Origin of the sequence: Clostridium sp. AF32-12BH (assembly GCF_003477935.1) — a bacterium.
GTDB lineage: Bacteria > Bacillota > Clostridia > Lachnospirales > Lachnospiraceae > Brotaphodocola.
Genome location: NZ_QUEH01000017.1, coordinates 41,936 through 63,385, shown reverse-complemented (window position 1 = coordinate 63,385; position 21,450 = coordinate 41,936). Strand labels below are relative to the sequence as shown.

Here is a 21,450-nt window from a genome sequence, read left to right as displayed (position 1 = left end):
TGACTGGCTTCTCCCAATGCTTATGAATGGTCAAGCCACCATCGAAGATTGATACGTTAAATAATCATTTATTCGATTATTATTGCTTATTTTTTTATCGATTGTACCTAAAATCAATGCTATCCTTTTTTGCTCCTCGTAATCCGGCAAATTAATATCAATATCACCCAAAATATCTGTATTCAATGATGCCATAGTTGAACCTACTGCGGAATTATTTATCTTCATTTTTACTGCATCAGTTAATAAATAATACGAAACAAATTCAGGATAAATAGCGTCATCTGTAAAACGAACACGAATGCAATCCGAACCCTGCATCCATCCATTTTGTCCCTTGCGAATCAAACAATGTCTGTCAACAGAACCTTTTCTCCCAAATACAATATCTCCCTCTTGTAGTTTATGTTCCGACAACCTTTCTAATGTATTTTTGCTTATATAATCAAGTCCTGAAACAAGAATATTTCCGTAGCCAATATTCTTGACATTAATCACCGGTATTCCTTCTGTAGCATACTCACTTGCACTAAACTGTGTACCAAAGGGACCTGTTTTTAATTCGGATATATCTTTAAGTTTTACAATCCTCATTGATGTTCTCCTATCCAATATATTTTCTATGAGCAATTTTCACATTACTCTGTTTAACCATTGCATATTGCAAGGTTGTATCGATTCGTTGATGTCCCAGCAATTTTTGCAACTGTTCTATAGGCATTCCTTTGTCTATAGCTACAGTTGCTAATGTTCTTCTAAATTTATGAGGGTGAACTTTGTCTATATTCAATCGTTTTCCCATTTCACGAAGACGTACCTCAATACCCCCTATTTTCATTCGCTTATATGGTGCTTTTAGCGATACGAATAAGGCATTCTCGTTGTCTGTTCTCGAATCAAGATAATTCTGTAAATGCAACTTCGTTCTCGCATCAAAATACACCATTCGTTCTTTATCTCCTTTACCAAACACTACACATTCTCTTTCCTCAAATGAAATATCATCTCTGTTCAGTAAAACAAGTTCTCCTACTCTCATTCCTGTTGACGCAAGTATATCAATTAAAGCCAAATCTCTGAGATTGGCACAATTATCTCTCATTGTTTCCAATTGTTCATCTGTATATGTCTCCTTAATCACGCTAGCCGACTTAATTCTATGTATTCTGCGTACAGGACTTTTTATAATATAATCCTCATCTTCCAACCATGCAAAGAAACTTGAAAATATTCTTCTAATATTATCAATCGTCACCTTACTCGATTCCTTTTCTGCCTGATATTTCGATAGATATGTTCGAAGATCTTCCGTGTCAATTGTGCATACCGTTTTTCCGATACTTTCCATCATTTGCTGAATGGTATTCCTATAATATGTTAAAGTCTTCTCTGAACATCCCTCTATTCTCTTCGCAGATAAAAATATCTCCAAATAATCCTGTATTTCCTGTTCATTCTCTTCGTCTTTTCTAGTCACAATGGCAACATTATATAAATTTACCTCTAATACATCTTTCAATTTTTTTAATTGTCCATTATTAAGTGACGGAAGCATCGCATTGATAATTTCCGTTATTATTTTTTCTTTCATGTGTTTCTCCTTTATACGTGAGAACCACCATGAAGTGGAGTTCTATGATTTGCTCTCGCCACTTTCAAGAGTTAATTTTTCTATTATTATAAATGATTATTTAACGTATCAATCTTCGATGGTGGCTTGACCATTCATAAGCATTGGGAGAAGCCAATCGCGAAGCCGTTTTAATTCAATATTTTCACGGATATTAGCTCCGGCCCTTGTAAAAAGAGGTGTTACTTTTGACGTATATGTTTTTACGTTGGCTTTATCCAGATTGCCTATTGATAATTCAGCTATGTGTTTGGGATAAATATGTGGCTGCGCAGAACCCGTTTGTATATCAAAAATGTCTTGCTGACGTAACTTTAAGAAAGCATACCAGAAGTACACATTTGTTGTCATACCATAATCAATATATGATGAGTCGGATGACCAAACAGAATCATGCCAGATGTTAATATAACCTGCGTTTGCACCAGATCCAGATATAGTTAACACGGGAGCAATAGTATTTGCCACATTGTGATAAGTCGCAGGCACTAATCCTCCGGCAATAACTGGAATGCAACCTGGTATTGCATCTTTAGATAAAAGTGCTGTTCCTCGTCTGGGTGTAATATAATCACCTACATGGTTTAAGCCATAAGATATATTCTGAAACATATGTCTAAAAATCAACAATGCCTGTTGCTCTAAATAATCATTTACCTTTTCATTATTCATAATTTTATCGTTCAAATCACATATTATTTTAGCCACTCTATTTTGAGTCTCTAAATCAGGTAAATCAATTAACATTTCTTCCGCAGCTTTTACATTGAAATGTTTCTGAATAGCACCAACTTTATTATTTTCTACCTGCTTCTTGCCCCACACATTGATATAGGCTGCTAAGTAATGTGAGTTAACCAATTTAAGATTAGGTCGCACAAGTACTACATCAGCACAATTAGAACCCTCATAATCTTTTGGTACAACACAACATGTCCCTGGTAATCCAGTTCTTACTATAATCAAATCGTTCTCATGAAGAATTGATTTTTTCAATGATTCACAGAATTCTTTTGATATATACTTCAGATCATCTTCAACAATATGAAATGGCTTTATATTAAGAGAACGGAGAAATTTGACACCTTTATCTTTATACTGCTTCGCCATATTTCCAACATATCCTACTGTTAATTCTGCAATATCTGCCAATCTGACTCTTCTGCTATTCATACTTCACCTTCTTCAACTGTTCCAGAATCTCCGCCTGCAAAGCATTACCCTCATCAAATAATTCTGTCAGTTTATCCGTATAATCATTCATTTTTGCCCGAAACTCTTCCTGTGTCAGTTCTACATACTCAATCTTTACTTCAAAGTACTGCCCGGCACTAAAAGAACACTTCTTCTGCTCTATCTTGTCATAATCTACAACAACAGAGAAATCATCTTTCGCTTCAAAATTATTGAAAGTATTAATAATATCCTTAATTTCTTCATCAGAAAGTACCGTTCTCTGATTTTTGCCATCTACCTTAACCTTAGTTCCCAGTTTGGAAGCATCCATAAGTATCGCTTTGTCATATTTCTTTGTATTGTCAAGAAATACAACGGATACATTTGTACCTGTTGTTGCAAAAATATTACTTGGCATGGATACAACACCTCGTAACATTTGTTTTTTCACTATACGCTCTCGTATTGTCTTTGGTATGCCCGTTCCTGCTGTTAAGAATCCTGTCGGCACAACAATTGCAGCTCTGCCATTATTCTCCTTCATGGAAAAAATTATGTGCTGAAGAAACATCTGATAAATTGCCATACTGTCTTTTTTCTTATTAGGGACTTTTGGCACTCCCGCCCAGAATCTTTCCTTATAAGTTTCTCCTGCCAATGTATCTCTATTATCTGAAAAATCCACATTAAAAGGTGGATTGCTGACGATATAGTCAAACTTCATCAATCCATTCTTCTGTCGATTCAAGTGCTGCGGTGATAATAATGTGTCACCATGCACTACGTGACCGAGTGAATGTACAAGATTATTCAGAATAAGATTCAGGCGCAGAAATTCATTTGATTTCTGGGAAATATCCTGTGTATATATTGTACAATTATTCTCGCCTATTTCATGTGCAAGTGCCAATACAAGCGTTCCTGAACCTGCTGCCGGATCATATACTGTAACATTCTGAGTTCCTTGTGGAACCATAATTCTTGCTATAATGCTTGCTATGGAATGTGGTGTATAATACTCGGCATACTTGCCAAAGTCTTTGTTGTAATCCTTAATCAGATACTCAAATATAGTTGCAAAAAAATCATATTTCTGTGAAAATGCATCTGCAAAACTGAAAGTAACAAGCTTATCAATCATCGCCTTGCAGAAGTCAGATCTACGATTAGACTCTGTTACATTGAGTGATAAATTCTGATCAAATAAACGAATCTTATCTCCTGAGCCGGTACTCACTGAAAACACATCAAGGTTCGTATTAGAAATATCCCATAAGGTTGCATCAAACAATCCATTGAACTTATCATCATTTTTATGGTTGAACAGATATGAAATAAAATGCTCTCTTTTCAGTTTTGCAGTTGCTGGCGGTAACAGCATCATAAGCATTTCATAATCATCATCTGACATATCGTTTAATGCCTGCTCAATATTCTTGGAATCTTTCAATTTTTCATCTGCTTGTCGAACCTCATAAAGGAACTTGTCATTCAAAAATTTATACAGGAAGATTTCTGTAATGATTTTATACTCACTACTGGCATTGCCAAGTCCAAAGTTGGCACATACGGTTTTTAAGTCATCAATCATCTGTTTTGTATTTGCTATTATTGTTTCTGTTGTCATCAGGATACCCAATCCCTTTCTGATATATATTCTTTTGACAGACAATTATCTATAAATAGAATTTGCTGCCGTTCTATCTTCACATTTTCTCCTAAGCATGCCTTTAAAATGATAGGCTGCAAGGATTTCATAAAGTAATCCTCATTATCAAGGATGTTTTCATTATGAGCTATCTGGTCATCAGCCTCAGACTTAACTGTCATTAAAATTCTATGTACAGTAATCGCATCTGCTATCGGTGGTGGACTTCCCATTATCCTTTTATGAGTTCTCATATATTTAACATCTCCGGAATACTTTGCTGCAAGCATCCGATCTGCAAGATTGCGTTTCTCTGCTTTCTTCCGCAATGAACCCAGTTCACCCATCATCTGCCTCATTTCATCTGCTGTGAGTTCTTCAATATTTTTCTTTTTGAAGACTCTCTTCAATTCATCAAGAAGTGATATGTACTCCGGATCTTTTGGATCAAGGCATCTGTCCACAATCTCTCTCCTTGTTTTTTCCAGCGTATCTCTAAACGCATCAGCTATCAGAAGCTCTTCTTCTTTGATCTTACGGAACTGAAAATCAATCTGGTCAAGTGCCATATTAAGCACCTGTGTCATATCTTCCGAAGAATTAATGCTATTCTTCAAGTTTACAATACTGATTCTGTTATTGACCTCATTCAAACATTTAATCGCATTCTCAACATTAAAGTGTTCGTACAGATCTTCATAGCCATATAACCGTATCAGGTTATACATTACTTTGTAATTCTCTAATGCCTGCCGTAAGTCAAGTAGCTGCCTCTTATCATCAATCGCATTAATCTGGTTAATAAAACTAACCACATTACTTGTATCATACAGAAATAATTGATTTTTGACCTCGTTTAAATCTTTTTCAATCTCTTCCTTGCTCTTAAAGATATTGCTGTAATTCTGAACTTCATCTCCTAGTTCTGACTGAAGTTCATCAAAATAGGCTTTATTCGTCTTATCAAACTCATCCTTAATATTTGCAAAATCAACAACATATCCATAATGATACCCTTTGTAAGGTCGGTTTACCCTTGTCAAAGTCTGTAATAAATTATGGGCCTTAATCATTCTGGCAAGATACTGTTTCTTTAACCTAGGGGCATCATAACCTGTCAGAAGCATATTATAAACAACAAGAATATCAATATTACCCTTTTTAAATTCTTCTTGCTCGTCTTTTCTGTCCTGTTTTGTTCCCTCATCATGAAGTATTAGTGCATGAGTATACGCTGAAAAGCGATTCAATTGCTTATCAACTTCTCTTGCCTGCTCAGAAGAATCACATACAATCATTGCACCGATAGAAGAATCCAGTGCATTTCTGCCTTCTCCAAAATCATGTACAATATATTCAACCATCTTCTCAACAAATTTAGGATGAGCATACAACTCTTTCTTTACAATACTTCCCTGTCTTACAATCTGATCCAGCGTATCGTTCATCTGGTTCTTATATGTAGTTTCTATCTCTTCCCGAATCAGTTTTAACGTATAACCATCTGCAATGGACTGATTATAATAATATTTATGAATATAATTTCCAAACACATCTTTTGTATTATAGCCTTCTCCGATCAATGGCGTTCCTGTCAACGCTATCATTACCGCATTTCTATCCGATGACATCAGGTTAGCGAGAAATGAACCTGTTGGATTATAGCTACGATGTGCCTCATCCAAAAAATAAATTCTCTGTACATTGACATTATAATCAGCAGGCTTTGTCACTGATTCTTTCGAGAACTTCTGTATATTAAGCACAGTCATCGTAGTTTTACCACTTGTATTTGACTCTCCCGGATTGATTATATCATTTACAAACTGTTTCTTGTCCTTTATCATCTTGACGTTAAGACCTCTGGCTTCAAATTCACTTTTTGCCTGTTCTGCCAGATCCAATCTGTCTACTATAAAATAAAACTTTGCAATTTTTCCTTCTTCTTTGCTGAAATAATCGGTCAAATATCTTACATTAGAGTATGCCAATGCTGTTTTTCCGCTGCCCTGTGTATGCCAGATAACACCCTTTCTGATGCCTTCACGTAACTTATCACGTATTGCCATAGTTGCAAACATCTGAGGGTAACGCATAATATGTTTCTCTATCTGCGTAATTCCATCTTTATTCGTAGTGGTCTTATAACAGATCCCATATTTCAATAAAAATAATAGTCTGCCTTTTGTATATAAAGATGTAATAATACGATTTGTCGGCGAATCCTCATTTATAGAAGATGTATATTCAGGTGTTCCTTTAATTGCAATAAGATTCGTATCTGACAAAATAAAAGCTTCATCATCAGTATCTATAGCTTTCATTTTCGCCCTCAGCTCTTCTACTCTCTGCTCCCTAAATTTACTAAAAAACATTCTGGTATAGCTGCTGGAAGCATAAAATGCCCCCTGTATCGGTTCGATATCAGAATCATCATACTCATTATTATTAGAAAACACAGTAAACTGCGTGATTCCCACAAATTTACGATAGATTTTATTACCAAAGCGTCTTTCCATGCGGTTACGCTCCGTAAGAATGCCTTCTCTATTATTCTGACGCTTTACCTCGATAAATGATAACGGCATTCCATTTATTAATACAGTAATATCAGGTCTGAAATTATCATCACCATTCTCGTATGGAAGTTCCGTTACTACTGTGTAGTCATTCTGTAATCCACTCTCATCATCAAAATCAATTAACTTTATATCGTTTATTCCTGACTGCAGAATATTAAAAAATGATTTGCCTAAATCCTCATTATCCAGTTTTATCTTTATTTCATCAATAATTTTCTTAGCATCATCAAGGGTAAAATCAGCCTGATTAATTCTATTTATGGCAGATAAAAATTTCCCGTAAAAAATATTTGTATCTCCGTCATAGTCCACATTACATTCTTTATCTTTAATTGACATATAAGTATATCCAAGCCTTGTAAAATGTACAAGTGCCGGAATCTTTACTCTTGAATCTTCCGGTCTCTCCATAAACATAAACCATCTCCTATACATCATTATTTCTTGCAAGAATCCTAAGTATATTTATCCTGATTTCATTATAAACGTATATTCGAATCGCCGCCACCCCTTTTCCCTTTGGAATCAAAAATAAAAATGACCCTGACCAGAGATTTTTCTCTCTCGTCAGGGTCATTCATAACTCTACAGCATATTGATCACAAATCCGTCCATCATGGTGGAAAGTACCGTGATTACCGTAATTCCACCAACTACATACGAAACATTTAACGTACAGACAGATGTAGAATTTCCCGCACCGCATCCAGCAGCGCATAATACAAATAGCAGTCTTTCACACGGGCCGCTGGATGCGAAAAGGAAATAACCAGCCTTTTATCATCTACAAAATACCCGATTCCCCGTGTCGTCATCTTCCATTCAATGGACTCACCCGGAAAACACGCATCCACAAAAGCATGCTCTGTCCCGCAGCAGATCACAAAATCCGGCTGGTAAAGATCCAGCTGCTGTTTCAGAATACCGGCATTATTTAAAGCTTCCGTATAGACCTCTTTCCCATTCGACACATAGCTTCCAGATGTTTTCTTTACATTCACTGCACAGATTTTAGGAAGCATCTGCTCTCTCCGTGTTCTGCAATCATGCTCTAACTGTTCCCACGAAAGTTCCTTTGGAAGACTGAAAATTCCCTGCGTCCACCTTGCGATATTATCCCATGTGGCATCGTGTTCCTGCTGTCTTCCGCCATGTCGCAAATGCTCGCAGAGGCTCCAGCCGGATCCGCCATTTACCTCTTTTAGCACATACATGATACGGGTAGCGGCCGATAAATATTCGGTCTCATTTGGCAAACCATCCTCAATCACACCGGGATCCAGCGTCCTAAGTTTGGTAAACAGTTTCGCTTGCGCTCCTGTCATAGTCATGGCTGTTATCATCCTTAATGTACTTTGTCATAATACTTTGCATTTTACTTCCGTATTATCTTACGTCTTTTCTTCCCACATTATAGATCAATCATTTTCTATTTCCAAGTAAAACAATAAAAACTATCGTCCCGGCTTCAACAGCCCGTAATAATAACTGGATGTTGCCCACCGTCAATCAGAAACGTGGAACCCGTAATGAATGCACCTTTCTCACTCATCAGGAGTTCTGCGACATTGGCTACTTCATCTGATGTTCCCGGACGGCCTGCCGGACATTTCGCAAACATGTTTTTGTAAAAATCGCCGCACGGGGCCGTTGAACTCATCGATTGCAAGCGGTGTTACGATAATGCCCGGTGCGATTGCATTGATCCGCGCACCACGCTCTCCCCATTTTACAGACTCTGCCATGGTACGCTTTTCATTACAGCGCTTCGCCAGCTGGTACGCATGCAGAGTGTCCTTGATCTGCCCCACCTGAAGCATCGGCAGTGCCAGTAATTCTTCTGCCGGTGTGGTCGCAAGCAGCTCATCTTCCTCTGGAGTAAGTGCTGGCATTCTCCAGCCAAACTGGCTGGAAATAGTAACACCTACGCCGCCTTTTCGAATTACCTTTCCGACTTCTTCTAAAAGTACTGCGGTACCATACAGATCCACCTTTAGAATCGTTTCGATGGATGCCTGGCTTGGGGAAACACCCATTACATTGACCAGCATGGAAATTTCGCCATACTGCCGTGCTGTTTCGATCATCTGCAAAATAGATGTCCGCGACGATAAATCCATCCAAACAGACTCTTGCATCGAATCCGGCATCATTCAAAATTTTAGAAATGTTCTGCGCATGCTCCAGGTTCTTATCACCAACGATGATTTTCTTTCCATATCCCATTCTCCGGGCAATCGCCATGCCAATCTGACATGCCCAGGTTAAAATCATTACCTCTTTCATCTTCACGCTTACTCCTCTCCGACATGCAAGGAAAAGACCGCCATCGGGTAAGTTCCCCACCAGCATGGTCCCAGTACAAACACATGATCATAGCCGGAGATATCATCCAGATATGCTGCTAACTCTGGTCTGGCATGACGCTTAAGTTCCTGCTTGGCCTGTTCAATGCATTCGTTATAATCATCGCTGCAAGCTTCTGTCGTGCTTACCTCAAACAGGTCACCACCTACTGCCTTCTGAATATATTCTGCGCAGATCTCGGTATTTCCTTTTGCTAGCTTGACAATGCGGCCGTTCACGTAATTTTCACCCTTGCGTAAATAGTAGATAATAAGATTTTTGCTCATTGTAACTTCCTCCTCATAATTTTCGTTTCCTGCTTTCACGTTGCGTAAGCTTGTTGTGCTTCTACTATAGTTCTTCTGATCTTTTCAATCAGATAAGTGAAACCAGGAACCTGTTACAAAAACCTACTGCGCCTTTTGGAAGAAAGACAATTCCGGATACTACATCGAAGAATTTGCCGAAATGCTGAAATCGGAATTTTAAGTAATAAACAGGGCTGACGCATTAACATTCAAGTATTTTAAAAGCCGGCGACATGTTCCCCCGAAAATCGAAACATGCTGCCAGCTTTATATTTTTCTTATTCACATTTATTTCATGATCGGAATATGGTACTTCACCTTCCGGTAAATTTTCCAGCCGAGTACACCCGGAATTCCAATGACCATAGCCAGTGTCGATACGCCTCCGATGATTGCATAAATAATCAGGATCAATAATGTGAACATTCCCATATCCCCTTTCTTTTTTGTCTCCTCTGGTATTTTATTCAGAGATGAGACAAATGGGAATAGGTTTTCATGACCCTTAACGGGTTCTGTATGACTTGATAACAGTTTCTTTATAACCCCGCAATTTTCTTTTGCGTTTTCCTAACTTTTCTGCAATTTCCAGACAGAATCAGCAGACACGCCACCTGCACCTCTCCAATATGCAATGCAATGAAAAAAATCCCCGTTGCCATGCATGCACGCGCACACAGCAACGGGGATTCTAAATTCAATTACATAGAAATTACATCGAGATCCACCCAAACGCATTGGCCACAGAGCTGATCAGGATAATGACTGCAAATACCGGGCACAGGTACTGCACCATGATGTTGAAGACCTGCTTTCTGTGGAATTTGCCTTCCCCATGGAGCACCTCTTCTTCGATCCGTTTGATTCCAATGACTCTGGACACCAGAAGACAGGTTGCGATTGCTGCGATCGGCATCATGACCGAGTTGGTCAGGAAATCAAAGAAATCCAGAAACTGCATACCTATGATGGTTACATTTGCTAACGGACCGTATCCCAGGCAGGAAAGTGTTCCAAGTACCAGCATAATGCCGCCGATCATGACCGTAGCCTTTTTCCGGCTCCAGCCAAGCTCGTCCTCAAAAGTAGACACTGCACTCTCCGTCAGCGCGATAGAACTGGTAACTGCCGCAAAGAGTACCAACAGGAAGAATAAGACGCCTGCAATACTTCCAAAGCCCATGCTTGCGAATACTTTCGGAATGGTGATGAACATCAGCGCCGGTCCTGCCTGCAGAGTATCCGGATCACCGCCGGTAAATGCGAACACCGCCGGAATGATCATCAGTCCTGCCATAATGGCAATCGCGGTATCAAATACCTCTACATTTCCGGTGGATGCTTCAATCGAAACATCGCGCTTCATATAAGAACCAAACGTGATCAGGATTCCCATGGCAATGGACAGGGAATAGAACATCTGTCCCATGGCTGTCACCACGGTCATCCAGGAAAAGTTTTCTACATTCGGCACCAGGAAATATTTGATTCCTGCGCCTGCCCCCGGTCTGGTCATGGAATAACCTGCAATGATAACGGACAGCACGATCAGGATCGGCATCATAAACTTAGATACACGTTCAATTCCGTTTCTCACACCCGCATAGATAATAAACAGGGTGAAAAATGCAAATGCAATAAAACAGATTTCCGTTGCTGCCCCATTCGAAATAAATGCGGAAAAATTGCCATTCTCCGCAAGCTGCGCCCCCTGCCCGGTCAGATATCCAAACAAATACCGGATAACCCAGCCACCGATCACGGAATAATAAGGAACGATCAGAATCGGGATCACCGCATTGATCCAGCCGCCAAAGGAAAACCAGCCAGACTTTCCGAACGTATGGTATGCACCAACCGGACTCTTTTTCGTCATGCGGCCGATGGATGTCTCTGCCACGATCATGGTGTAGCCAAAGGTTAATGCCAGCAGAATGTAGATCAGCAGAAAGATGCCGCCGCCATATTTTGCTGCCAGATACGGGAAACGCCAGATGTTTCCCAGTCCTACCGAAGCGCCTGCCGCAGAAAGCACGAAACCGAGCTTTCCGGAGAAGCTGCTTCGCTTCGTATGTTTTTTGCTCATAAGATAATAAACTCCTTTAATTAATAAACTATAAGCGGATATTTGGAAATTATACCACAAGAAAACCCCTGCATCAAGCAGGGGTTTTGAAAATATCGCTTTCATTTCTTAAATGCTCATTTGTTAAAGAAGGATTATTTCTGGTCCTTTAGGATTTCTTCCACAGTCAAGTAACTCTTCTCATATCCAAGCGCCTCGCAAAGCTGCATCACATACGGCTTTTGCAAACGGGCCTTCTGAAGTGCTTCTTCCTGGGCAAACACCTCTTTTGCGGTTCCATCGGCCAGCACCTGTCCGTGTGCCATGATGATGACGCGCTCGAAGTTTTCTGCCACAAAATCCATGTCATGGAGAATGGCGATGACCAGCTTTCCGCGTTCTGCCAGGCTCCGGATGATGCCGCCGATGATCTGTCTGCCCTTCCAGTCCTGGGCGATGGTCGGCTCATCTAAGATCAGCACATCGGTATCCATGGCGAGGACGGAGGCAATCGCCGTCATCTTCCGCTCGTAAAGTTCCAGATCATACGGGTTCTCCTTCTCTTTTCCTTTTAGTCCGGTCAGTTCCAGTGCCCGCTCTGCTTCTTTTTTCGCACGCTCCGGGTCCATGCCGATATTTAACGGGCCAAACAGGATCTCATCCATCACGTTGTATTTAAAAATCTGGTCATCCGGGTTCTGGAAGACATATCCGACATTGCCAGCCAGCATAGCCACGGTCTTGCCAGAAATATCTTCCCCATGGAAATAAATGCTTCCGGAGACCGGCTTTAACAAGCCCTTTAAAAGTTTCACCAGTGTGGTTTTTCCGGCGCCGTTCTGACCGATGATGGCAGTCGGACGCTTGTCCAGTTTCATATTCAGTGCTTTGATGACCGGAACGTCGGCCAGGTAGGCGAAATCGAGGTTTTCGATACAAAACTGCTCTGTTTCCACATTTCCGGCTTTTTCCACGCTTTTTCCATCTTCCGCATTCCCGGCATTCCCTACGCTTCCGTGCTTCGCTTTCAGCACCCCGGCAGCCTCTTCCACCGTCACCGGATAGGTTCCACCCGGCAGTGTCACCTGCTCTGCCTTACAGATACGGGTAAATGCCGGTGCCAGGATTCCGTACTCTTCCAGGTTTTTCAGGGAGAATACTTTCTGCGGCGTGTCAAATGCAATCTGCTTTCCCTTGTGAAGCAGTAAGATCCGGTCACAGTAAGCTGCCATTTTTTCGATTTTCTGCTCGATCATCAAAATGGTGATGCCGGAGTTCGTCAGCTTTTCGACTGCCTGGAAGACCTCATCGCTTCCCTGCGGGTCCAGCTGCGACGTCGGCTCATCTAAGATCATGACATCCGGCCGCATAACCAGCACACTGGCGATGGCGACACGCTGCATCTGACCGCCGGACAGATCAAACGGATTGCGGTCCCGGTACTGCCAGATATCCAGAAGCTTTAAGGCCTCCTCGACCCGCTTTTTCATTTCTTCGGCCGGAACGCCAAGGTTCTGCATACCGAATGCCACTTCTTCGTAAACATTGTCTTTCGCGCCGGACAGCTGGTTAAACGGGTTCTGGAATACCAGTCCCACATGGCCGCAAAGCTGTGCCACCGGAGTTTTCCCAGCTTCGAGCCCGTCCACCATGACCTTACCGCCGTAGGCGCCCTTATAAAACTGCGGAACCAGCCCCATAATCGCCTGGCTCAGTGTACTTTTTCCGGCTCCGTTTTCCCCGATGATGCCGATGAACTCGCCCTTTTCCACCGAAAAATCAATGCCATCGAGCGCCAGTTCCTTTGTGTGGGGATAACGGTAACGTAATTTTTCAACGGTTATCACAGACATCCTACGATCCTCCATACCACAGCCGCCAGAATGCAGAGTCCGAGCAAAATTGTGACCGCACGGTCACCCTTATGCGGGGTCCGCTCTGCCAGCCAGGTTTTCTTCTTACCAGCGCCAAATCCGCGCACCTCCAGGGCAATGGCACGCTCTCTGGTATTGATCAGGGAGCTCATGACCACCGGAGAGATCAGCGGAAGAAATGCCCTGGCACGGGTTCTTAAGTTTCCTTCGGTCTCGAGTCCGCGGCTCCGCTGTGCATCCATGATCGTGTTCATGGTTCCCATCATCTGCGGGATGATCTGGAATACCGAAGTAACGATATAGCCAAACCGCGGGGAAAATCCGCGCTTTTCCAGTTCATCCACAAATTCGGACGGTTTGGTGGAAAGAACGAATACCGCGAAGGAAAGCAGCATGTTTAAGATATTAAGACCAATACGGAGGGCATACAACATGCCCTCCCGGTAAAACTTCAAACCGCCGATCTGAAACAAGACGTTTTCATTTTTCTGGTTAAACAATCCGTGGATCAGGAAAATGGTCAGCAGGATCGTAAAGGAAAACGCGATCAGCGGAACGGTCTTTTTTAAGATTTTTCCACTCGCCAGCACCAAAAGACTTACGGCGATAAACACGCCGAACATCCACAGCCACCCGGAAATCAGCGGAATGCTGATCGCCGCGGCAATGTACATCAATTTGGTGAAGGGATGCACCTTTGTCAGGTAGGTCCCGTTATCTACAAAAAGACTGATACTTTTCATGTTTTATTTCCCAGCCTCTGCCCTGTCTTAAGGCAGAAGCATTTCCTTTTCTAAGTTCGTAACTCGTAACTGTTTCAGTACCTTCCCAGTCACCTAAGTTCAATAAAACGGTTTCGCACTTAATCCAGGGTTTCAATCTCGGAGTTTGCCTCATACAGTGTGGTCAGCTTGTTTGGCAGTCCCTTTAAGATAAAGAAGACCACGATCAGGGTGATGAGCTTATCCGGCACGTCAACCACAACCTCATCTAACAGGGAGCCTAAAAATACCGGCATGGATGCTGCCTGGGTTGCTGCAAATACCGCATCGCCCCATACATTTCCGGTGGTGCCGCCCCAGAATAAAACATTTAACGGGGTGGAGATCACAACTGCGGTAAGTCCGGCTACGCACGCTGTTAAGATTGCCTTCGGGAAGGACTTCATAAATCCCAGACGCGCCATAATACCGACGGCTGCGCCAATGCCAAGGCTGGTCAGCGCATAAATTAAGGTAATGTTATCGCCTGCGGAAAAGCCGTAGATCAGGTTGTTGGCTGCTCCGCAGATCGCGCCGATGATCGGACCTCCCAGGCAGCCGCCGATGCAGGTTCCGATGGAATCCAGCCACAGCGGAAGCTTTAACACACTTGCAAACAGTTTTCCAAGATAGTTGATACCGATGCAGGCCGGGATCAGCACGATCACTGCCGCGTCAAATTTTGTTTTAAATAAATTGTTCATAACTCACACACCCTTTCCCTTCTTTGTTCCGTTTTCCGGAACGATATGTTCTGTTGCATTGCCAGTTGGATCATCCGGGATTCCGTTTTGGCATATTGCCCACCGGATAATCCGGAATTCATTTTTCCAGTTACGTTTCCTGTCAGGCGTCCAGCTTTGCCAATGCCGCAAATGCCGTCAGGATCTCATGCTCCTCGCCCTGTGCCGTCAATGTCTCGCCGTCCACATAGCGGCCAATGTTTTCTGCCACATTGCCCTTGCAGGCTGCCACGACATTTAGAATAGAAGCCGTCTTCATGCCACGGATCCGGCCGACTACAAAAAGTGCTGCCGTCTCCATGTCCGATGCCATGACTCCTTTTTTCGCCCAGTCCGCATAGATGGCCGGATTGTCATCGCGATACAAACAGTCGTGACTTCTGGCAATTCCCGTGTGGAACCGGTAACCAGCCTCGCTTGCGCTTTCCTCACAGGCAGTCAAAAGCCTGTGGTCAGCAACAGCCGGATAACTGAGCGGCGCATAGCCAAGGGATGTTCCCTCATCGCGCACAGCGGCTTCGACCATAACCAGGTCACCGACTCCTGCTTCTGGCTGAAGTGCACCACAACTTCCAATACGGATTGCTGCCGTCACCCCAATCTTTCGCAGTTCTTCCACCGCGATCGCCATGGAAGGTCCTCCCATGCCGGTAGACATGATCAGAATCGGAACCCCATTCCAGAAACCGCTGTAACTTTTGTACTCCCGGTTCCATGCAAGCAGCTTTGCATCCTTCAGATACCCTGCTGCCCGCTCAGCCCTTGCCGGATCACCCGGAAGCACGGCATAGTGGATTCCCAGATTTTCCGGAAGCTGGATATGCGGCATCTTCGCAGTCGGAACATCCAGTAATTCACTGGAATGCGCTTCTTGATTTTCTTCCAATGTTATACCCTCCCTTCCATGTATCGTCACAGTTCAGAAAATTTTCACCCATGAACAATGACCAAAATGTATACCCAATTGCGAATTTAACAACAATTTATGATAAAGATAGCATTAACTTTAGGTAAAGTCAATGAAAAGTGCGTAATCACAGGCTTGTTTGTTAATTAAATAACAACTGTTGGGCTTGTATTTTTTTCGTGATAAAACTATACTGTGTTTTATATTTATAGAACAATGCCTCTGCCAACCATACCGTCAGCTTCCTCTGGCGGTATGGTCAGCAGAAGGAACATCGCATAGCAGGAGGAAATCTCATATGAAGCAATCCGAATCGAAGAACCAGGACCTCTTTCTGGTCATTGATATGCAAAATGTTTACACCGCTGGACAGGAGTGGGCATGCGAAGGCATAGAAACCGCTTCCGCTTCCATTCAGCGCATTTTAAAAAGCAATGCTCCACAAAAAATCATCTTTACCCAGTATCTGGCAGCAGATCACCCGGAAGGCGTATGGGCCGAATACAACCAGGTCAATGCCGCCGTCAATGCGGACCCATGGCTGAATGAAATGATGCCGGAATTTCTTCCCTGGACCAAAACCTGTCCAGTTTACAGCAAGAACGTTTATTCTTCTTTTGCCATCCCGGAAGTTGTGGCTGCTGCCAAAAAAGCCGACCGGATTGTCATTTCCGGTGTAGTCGCTGAATGCTGCGTGCTTTCTACCGTGTTCGCTGCCATCGATGCCGGATGTAAAGTCATCTACCTGACCGATGCCGTTGCCGGACTCACCAAAGATTCCAAGAAAGAGGCAGAAAAAATCGTTTCTTACTTTGCCCCGCTCCATACCGAATGCATGACAACGGGCAAATATCTGAAACAACAGTAATCCGTTTTTGATGAAAGAAAGGAAGGAAGGATCTCCATGACACAATCATTTCGCATCCGGGTGGAAAATATTTGTATTCTGATCTTGGGTTTTTTGTCACTCGGAATGTTCGCCTTAAGCTTTTTCCACCATCTCCCGGCAGAAGCAGCACTGCTAGTTTCCACGGAAATGGACTGGATGGTCCAGCGTGCCTCTTCTGTCGTACTGCTCTGCCTCTGTATGCAGCTCTGGAAACGGAAGCATGCCGCACGGGTCATTACCCAGGCACTTCTGTTATTGGATTTTGTGAGTAACATTCCCCACGTTTCAGACCTGTTTTCCCTTGCATGCATGGGGTCCGATGTGATCCTGTTTCTGGTCTTTTTCTGGTTCCGCTCCGACTTCTGCTGCCCGGCTTCCAAAACCAACCGAAAACGCGGATTCCTGATTCTGCTGCTCAGCCTGGTCGGAGTCACCGCCAACGCAGTCATCAGCTACCACTATTTAACGCCGATTCTTGGCGGTGGGCAGCACACACTGCTCGACAGCTTCGAAGAAAGTCTCGACATTCTTCTCGGCAACGGTGCGTCCATTCCGGTTTCCCATGGTGCCCACATGCTGGAGCTTGTCATGTTCTGGTTCAGCTGGGCCTGCATTCTTGCTGCCCTGCTTTACGCAGTCCGTCCATGGCTCACCCCATCCACCCGGCGTGAATCGGATCTGCAGCACGCCCGCACATTGCTTAATCTCTACAGCCAGAACAGCTGCTCTTATCTCGCTTTAGAGGATGACAAACAACTTTACTTTGGACGCAATGTAGACGGGGTCATTCCCTACGGAGTTGTCGGTGATACCATCATCGTCAATGGAGATCCTGTCTGCGCCGATTTGGATTTTCCGGTTCTGCTTGCCGAGTTTAAAGAGTTCTGTGAAAAAAGCGCTCACAAGCTTTTCTTCCTAAGTGTTACCGATCACTTTCTGGAAGAATATAAGCGTCAGGGCTTTGGCTATGTAAAATGCGGCGAAGAAGCACGATTTTCCCTGGCTGATTATGAGATCAGCGGTAAAAAGGGTGCCAAAATGCGCATGAACATCAACCACGCAAAAAAGGCTGGTGTAACCGTTTTGGAATACCGCCCGCTCGAACAACGGAACCAGGAAATTGAAAACGCCTTTGAACGTGTGACAAACGAATGGCTCGGTCAGAAAAAAAGCTCGCTTCTTGCTTTTACCATGGGAAAAGCCGGTCTGGATAACCCTATGGATAAGCGCTATTTCTACGCCACGGATGCGGACAGAAAAATTGTTGCCTTCATTGCCTTTGTCCCATTTCTTGGCAAAGACGGCTACATGGCTGATGTCACCCGTCACGGAAACGATGCGCCAAGCGGTGTCATGGAAACCATCATCTATGAAGCATTCCAGACCTTCCGCTCAGAAGGCATCCACTACGGAAGTCTTGGCGTTGCTCCCCTCGCCGGACTCGATGATGAAAAAGCGAGCCTGGTTGAACGGCTGCTGCGTTTTGTCTACAACAATCTAAATGACTGTTACGGATTTAAGGATCTGTACCGTGCCAAAGAAAAATACAGCCCGACAGAGTGGATTCCGGCTTACTACATTTATCTGCCCAAGCACCCGACCCCGGATATGTTTTACGCAGTCGTAAAAATCCAGAACCCGAACGGAATCCGTGAAGGTTTGCAGTCTTTTTTAAAAGGGAAATTACATCATGAGGAACATCCAAGAAACGATCCGCACAAACAGCGGGAAGATCAAAGAAAAAACAACTGATATTTTGCGGTCAGCCCAACAAATACCCGGATCTGCTGGGCTGCTATCTGGAAAACACCGAAATTCCCGTTCCGACCGGGGCTATTTTGAAGCAGGCGAAGTACGTCTTTATTATGAAATATCCGGCGCAGGGCTTCCCATACTGCTGCTTCATGGCAACAAGCAGTCGCACCATGTGTTTCATTCCTATGCTTCCAAGCTTCAGAAATCCTATCAGGTCATTCTAATGGACAGCCGGGGACATGGGCATTCACAGTTGCTCTGCAGCAAAGCAGGACACACTGCATCACACAAAGAGGAATTCTTTACCATTCAGGACATGGCCCACGACGCCGCCAGCTTGTTGGTGCATCTTGGTATTTCCAAAGTCATCCTGTTCGGATTCAGCGACGGAGCCAACATTGCCCTGGAATTTGCAAGCCTTTATCCAGAACGTACGCTTGCAGTGATCTCCGCCAGCGGCAATGCCCTGCCGCATGGTCTGATATTTCCGGTGCGGCTTGGAACGCTGATGCTTGGCAGCGTTCTCACACTGGCTCAGAGGGTCCTTCCAAGCGGAAAACTCCATCAACAGCTCGGCAGCCAGCTGCAGATGAACACGCTTTTAACAGACTCTCCAAAGCTTTCCCCGGACCGCCTGCAAAAAATCCAGGCTCCGGTCCTTCTTATAGCCGGAACCCGTGATCTCATCAAAACCTCCCATACGCAATGGATGGCAGAACAGATTCCGCATAGTCAGTTATGCCTGCTTACTGGCGGGACACATAACGTACTGTTTTCACAGGAACAGACCTGTCTGGGCAAGATCCTGTATTTTCTGAAAGAAAACAATCTGTGAAAAAACATAACAGCCGCAAACAATTTCATAAAACTATGAAGTGCTGTAAATGCCACATCCGATGGAATGCACACAAAATAAGAGCTATCTGACTTTCTCGTCATCAGATAGCTCTTTTACGAAATATCCCGAAGTTTCACTTAATAACCTCTCTTTCTATTATTTAGTTTTTTATTTCATTTTTAAATTGCTATGGACCTCTGCCTTTCATTGGAATCTCCCTCCTTCGATTACATCTATGTAAACTCGTTAAGAGATTTTCTACTGGTAAAGTTTAGTAACCCATTGGACCGCCCTCCATGTTCTGAAGATTTTTGTTTTTCTCTTCTTGTGTTCTTTTTGATTTTTTCCTCTCTTGTTTTTTGTTGTCTTCATTGTACTTCATAAAGTACAATTTGTCAAGTATTATTTCAAAATATTTTTATATTTTTCTTGTTTTTTCTAAATATATTGTCACAAAATTTTATTTTATATATACAAAAAGGACATTTCCTAAGAAATGTCCTTTTTGCAGATTCATCATTCTATTAATCTTCTTCACGCTTCTTTCCAAGCAGCATGACTGCACCTGTCTGGAAAGAACATACTCTTTTACACACTGCAAAACTTTTTATATAACCGATATTTACCTTACTTCAATATTCTCCGCCAGGTTTTTCAGTTCCTGCGTCATAGACGCATGATACCATACCTCGCAGCCATTCTGTGGAAATCTGTGAAATGCAGCTTCGATCCGTGTAAAGATCTTGCTGCAGTCTGTTTTTTCCAGATGGGTAAGTGCCAGGATAAAATGACGGTTTCCATAGCGGGTAAATGCATCATTGCTCCGCAGGGATGTCTGAATTGCTTTACGCAGATTCATCATCTGATCTGAAAACTGGTTTTGTGTCATAATTTCCTTTTTTTCATTATAAGTAAGGGTTAAAAACATCAAAATTACTTTATTTTCCACACAGGAGCGTCCACGTACCAGGAGCCTGCAATAATCTACAAAGCTCGGATAGGAACAATAATATGCGCCGTCCTGCTTTCCTTTGTCAAATAAAGACTTTGCCACATCTCCTTCCTGTGTCTGAAATAAGTAATCAATGGACGTATAATTTCCATCCGCAGATTTCTTTTTTCCCGCCATATGATTTTTTTCATCCATGTACAGGTCATCGAACTGTTTCCGTAATTCTTCTACGGGCTGCCTGCCAAGTTCCCGCTTATACAGTTCCAGTGTTTCATTATAAATTTTTGCTGCTTCCTCGTAACAATACAATTCCAGGTAATACCGGACCTGCCAAACCTGCCAGTCATCGAATGGATAGATTGCCACTGCCCGTTCATATACCGGAAGAAGTTCCCGGTACTTCCCATCCTGACTGTAGGCAGCATCCAGTTCATGAATGGTTTCTTCATACAACATTTTCAGTTCCAGGCTTTTCTCGTGAAACCACATATCCGATTCGTTTCCCGGAAGCAATGCACCATGATAGCTTTCATTGGCTTTCAGATAGCATTCCTGCCGTTCCTGTCCTTTTTTCCTTCTTGCTTCTAAAACAAGATTCCGGAAATATTCCGTATCCAGTTCCAGAGGACAGGAAACTTTGAACGTACAGATTCCATCCTGGATCTGGATGCAGTCTTCATCTGGCAGTCCGGCAGCCCGTAACTGTTTTTTTAAACGATAGATCACGTTATTCAGATTACGGTTGCGGTCGTTTCCTGCAGCTTCCACACCTGACTCATACAAATAATCTAAAAGTTCCCGTTTTGAAATTCCATTTTCCCCTGCAAGAAGCAGCATCTGCAGCAATTTAGCTGCTTTTGACTGTTCCATACGTTTCAGTGAAATTGCTTTTGTTCCATAACTCATGGAAAAGCATCCAAGCATTCGCACCTTCAGCGTTTCCAACTCATTCCCCTCATTTCCCATTACATTGTTT

Annotated in this window: 17 protein-coding genes and 1 pseudogene; 3 read left to right on the top strand and 15 right to left on the bottom strand. The window is 43.0% G+C overall.

Features of this window, described 5'->3' with window-relative positions:
• Positions 1 to 30: 30 nt before the first annotated feature.
• The 14 genes and pseudogenes from DWZ40_RS15640 to DWZ40_RS15575 form a co-directional block, all read right to left on the bottom strand.
• Positions 31 to 594, bottom strand: a complete 564-nt coding sequence (locus DWZ40_RS15640; RefSeq protein ID WP_243035360.1) for a restriction endonuclease subunit S — start codon at positions 592 to 594, stop codon at positions 31 to 33.
• A 10-nt stretch (positions 595 to 604) separates the two neighbouring features.
• Complete coding sequence (xerA, locus tag DWZ40_RS15635) at positions 605 to 1,591, bottom strand: site-specific tyrosine recombinase/integron integrase (protein WP_118543820.1); 987 nt, start codon at positions 1,589 to 1,591, stop codon at positions 605 to 607.
• A 108-nt stretch (positions 1,592 to 1,699) separates the two neighbouring features.
• Positions 1,700 to 2,782 carry a restriction endonuclease subunit S gene (locus tag DWZ40_RS15625; protein WP_207664522.1) on the bottom strand — a complete coding sequence of 361 codons (1,083 nt, stop codon included), beginning with the start codon at positions 2,780 to 2,782 and terminating at the stop codon, positions 1,700 to 1,702.
• A 13-nt stretch (positions 2,783 to 2,795) separates the two neighbouring features.
• Positions 2,796 to 4,433 carry a class I SAM-dependent DNA methyltransferase gene (locus tag DWZ40_RS15620; protein ID WP_118543818.1) on the bottom strand — a complete coding sequence of 546 codons (1,638 nt, stop codon included), beginning with the start codon at positions 4,431 to 4,433 and terminating at the stop codon, positions 2,796 to 2,798.
• Positions 4,433 to 7,453: a DEAD/DEAH box helicase family protein gene (locus tag DWZ40_RS15615; RefSeq protein ID WP_243035359.1), complete on the bottom strand. Its 3,021-nt coding sequence runs from the start codon at positions 7,451 to 7,453 to the stop codon at positions 4,433 to 4,435. The genes DWZ40_RS15620 and DWZ40_RS15615 overlap by 1 nt, the downstream gene beginning before the upstream one ends.
• A gap of 251 nt (positions 7,454 to 7,704) precedes the next feature.
• A complete protein-coding gene (locus DWZ40_RS15610; protein ID WP_118543817.1) occupies positions 7,705 to 8,367 on the bottom strand; it encodes a hypothetical protein in 663 nt (220 codons plus the stop codon).
• A gap of 123 nt (positions 8,368 to 8,490) precedes the next feature.
• Positions 8,491 to 9,322: pseudogene (locus DWZ40_RS15605) on the bottom strand (SDR family oxidoreductase).
• Positions 9,323 to 9,330: 8 nt separating this feature from the next.
• Entirely contained in the window at positions 9,331 to 9,669 is a 339-nt protein-coding gene (locus DWZ40_RS15600; protein WP_118543816.1) for a hypothetical protein, read from the bottom strand.
• Positions 9,670 to 9,978: 309 nt separating this feature from the next.
• Positions 9,979 to 10,116 carry a hypothetical protein gene (locus DWZ40_RS19665; protein WP_182430507.1) on the bottom strand — a complete coding sequence of 46 codons (138 nt, stop codon included), beginning with the start codon at positions 10,114 to 10,116 and terminating at the stop codon, positions 9,979 to 9,981.
• Between the two features lie 286 nt (positions 10,117 to 10,402).
• Positions 10,403 to 11,776 (bottom strand): sodium-dependent transporter, encoded by a 1,374-nt coding sequence (locus DWZ40_RS15595; protein ID WP_118543815.1) that lies wholly within the window; start codon positions 11,774 to 11,776, stop codon positions 10,403 to 10,405.
• Positions 11,777 to 11,910: 134 nt separating this feature from the next.
• Positions 11,911 to 13,623 carry an ABC transporter ATP-binding protein gene (locus DWZ40_RS15590; protein WP_243035358.1) on the bottom strand — a complete coding sequence of 571 codons (1,713 nt, stop codon included), beginning with the start codon at positions 13,621 to 13,623 and terminating at the stop codon, positions 11,911 to 11,913.
• Entirely contained in the window at positions 13,599 to 14,372 is a 774-nt protein-coding gene (locus DWZ40_RS15585; RefSeq protein ID WP_118543813.1) for an energy-coupling factor transporter transmembrane component T, read from the bottom strand. Before DWZ40_RS15585 ends, DWZ40_RS15590 begins: the two co-directional genes overlap by 25 nt.
• Before the next feature lie 119 nt (positions 14,373 to 14,491).
• A complete protein-coding gene (locus DWZ40_RS15580; protein WP_118543812.1) occupies positions 14,492 to 15,094 on the bottom strand; it encodes an ECF transporter S component in 603 nt (200 codons plus the stop codon).
• 142 nt (positions 15,095 to 15,236) lie between these two features.
• Positions 15,237 to 16,019: a nucleoside phosphorylase gene (locus DWZ40_RS15575; RefSeq protein ID WP_347560105.1), complete on the bottom strand. Its 783-nt coding sequence runs from the start codon at positions 16,017 to 16,019 to the stop codon at positions 15,237 to 15,239.
• Positions 16,020 to 16,338: 319 nt separating this feature from the next.
• On the opposite strand from DWZ40_RS15575, the gene DWZ40_RS15570 reads away from it, so the two are divergent.
• The 3 genes from DWZ40_RS15570 to DWZ40_RS15560 are packed head-to-tail and all read left to right on the top strand — an operon-like array spanning position 16,339 to position 19,519.
• Positions 16,339 to 16,908, top strand: coding sequence for an isochorismatase family cysteine hydrolase (locus tag DWZ40_RS15570; RefSeq protein ID WP_118543811.1), 570 nt, complete (start codon positions 16,339 to 16,341; stop codon positions 16,906 to 16,908).
• Between the two features lie 36 nt (positions 16,909 to 16,944).
• Positions 16,945 to 18,681, top strand: coding sequence for a DUF2156 domain-containing protein (locus tag DWZ40_RS15565; protein WP_118543810.1), 1,737 nt, complete (start codon positions 16,945 to 16,947; stop codon positions 18,679 to 18,681).
• Positions 18,620 to 19,519, top strand: a complete 900-nt coding sequence (locus DWZ40_RS15560; RefSeq protein WP_118543809.1) for an alpha/beta hydrolase — start codon at positions 18,620 to 18,622, stop codon at positions 19,517 to 19,519. The genes DWZ40_RS15565 and DWZ40_RS15560 overlap by 62 nt, the downstream gene beginning before the upstream one ends.
• 625 nt (positions 19,520 to 20,144) lie before the next feature.
• Here the strand turns inward: DWZ40_RS15560 and DWZ40_RS15555 are convergent.
• The gene (locus DWZ40_RS15555; RefSeq protein WP_182431766.1) at positions 20,145 to 21,380 is read right to left on the bottom strand and encodes a BTAD domain-containing putative transcriptional regulator; all 1,236 of its coding nucleotides are present in this window, start codon (positions 21,378 to 21,380) and stop codon (positions 20,145 to 20,147) included.
• Positions 21,381 to 21,450: the final 70 nt, after the last annotated feature.

What these genes read in the sequence shown, in the direction of transcription:
- DWZ40_RS15595 (WP_118543815.1), bottom strand. Translation starts at nt 11,776, where the DNA reads ATGAGCAAAAAACATACGAAGCGAAGCAGCTTCTCCGGAAAGCTCGGT.
- DWZ40_RS15580 (WP_118543812.1), bottom strand. Translation starts at nt 15,094, where the DNA reads ATGAACAATTTATTTAAAACAAAATTTGACGCGGCAGTGATCGTGCTG.
- DWZ40_RS15610 (WP_118543817.1), bottom strand. Translation starts at nt 8,367, where the DNA reads ATGACTATGACAGGAGCGCAAGCGAAACTGTTTACCAAACTTAGGACG.
- xerA (WP_118543820.1), bottom strand. Translation starts at nt 1,591, where the DNA reads ATGAAAGAAAAAATAATAACGGAAATTATCAATGCGATGCTTCCGTCA.
- DWZ40_RS15565 (WP_118543810.1), top strand. Translation starts at nt 16,945, where the DNA reads ATGACACAATCATTTCGCATCCGGGTGGAAAATATTTGTATTCTGATC.
- DWZ40_RS15585 (WP_118543813.1), bottom strand. Translation starts at nt 14,372, where the DNA reads ATGAAAAGTATCAGTCTTTTTGTAGATAACGGGACCTACCTGACAAAG.
- DWZ40_RS15600 (WP_118543816.1), bottom strand. Translation starts at nt 9,669, where the DNA reads ATGAGCAAAAATCTTATTATCTACTATTTACGCAAGGGTGAAAATTAC.
- DWZ40_RS15620 (WP_118543818.1), bottom strand. Translation starts at nt 4,433, where the DNA reads ATGACAACAGAAACAATAATAGCAAATACAAAACAGATGATTGATGAC.
- DWZ40_RS15555 (WP_182431766.1), bottom strand. Translation starts at nt 21,380, where the DNA reads ATGAGTTATGGAACAAAAGCAATTTCACTGAAACGTATGGAACAGTCA.
- DWZ40_RS19665 (WP_182430507.1), bottom strand. Translation starts at nt 10,116, where the DNA reads ATGTTCACATTATTGATCCTGATTATTTATGCAATCATCGGAGGCGTA.
- DWZ40_RS15615 (WP_243035359.1), bottom strand. Translation starts at nt 7,453, where the DNA reads ATGTTTATGGAGAGACCGGAAGATTCAAGAGTAAAGATTCCGGCACTT.
- DWZ40_RS15590 (WP_243035358.1), bottom strand. Translation starts at nt 13,623, where the DNA reads ATGGAGGATCGTAGGATGTCTGTGATAACCGTTGAAAAATTACGTTAC.
- DWZ40_RS15570 (WP_118543811.1), top strand. Translation starts at nt 16,339, where the DNA reads ATGAAGCAATCCGAATCGAAGAACCAGGACCTCTTTCTGGTCATTGAT.
- DWZ40_RS15640 (WP_243035360.1), bottom strand. Translation starts at nt 594, where the DNA reads ATGAGGATTGTAAAACTTAAAGATATATCCGAATTAAAAACAGGTCCC.
- DWZ40_RS15560 (WP_118543809.1), top strand. Translation starts at nt 18,620, where the DNA reads ATGAGGAACATCCAAGAAACGATCCGCACAAACAGCGGGAAGATCAAA.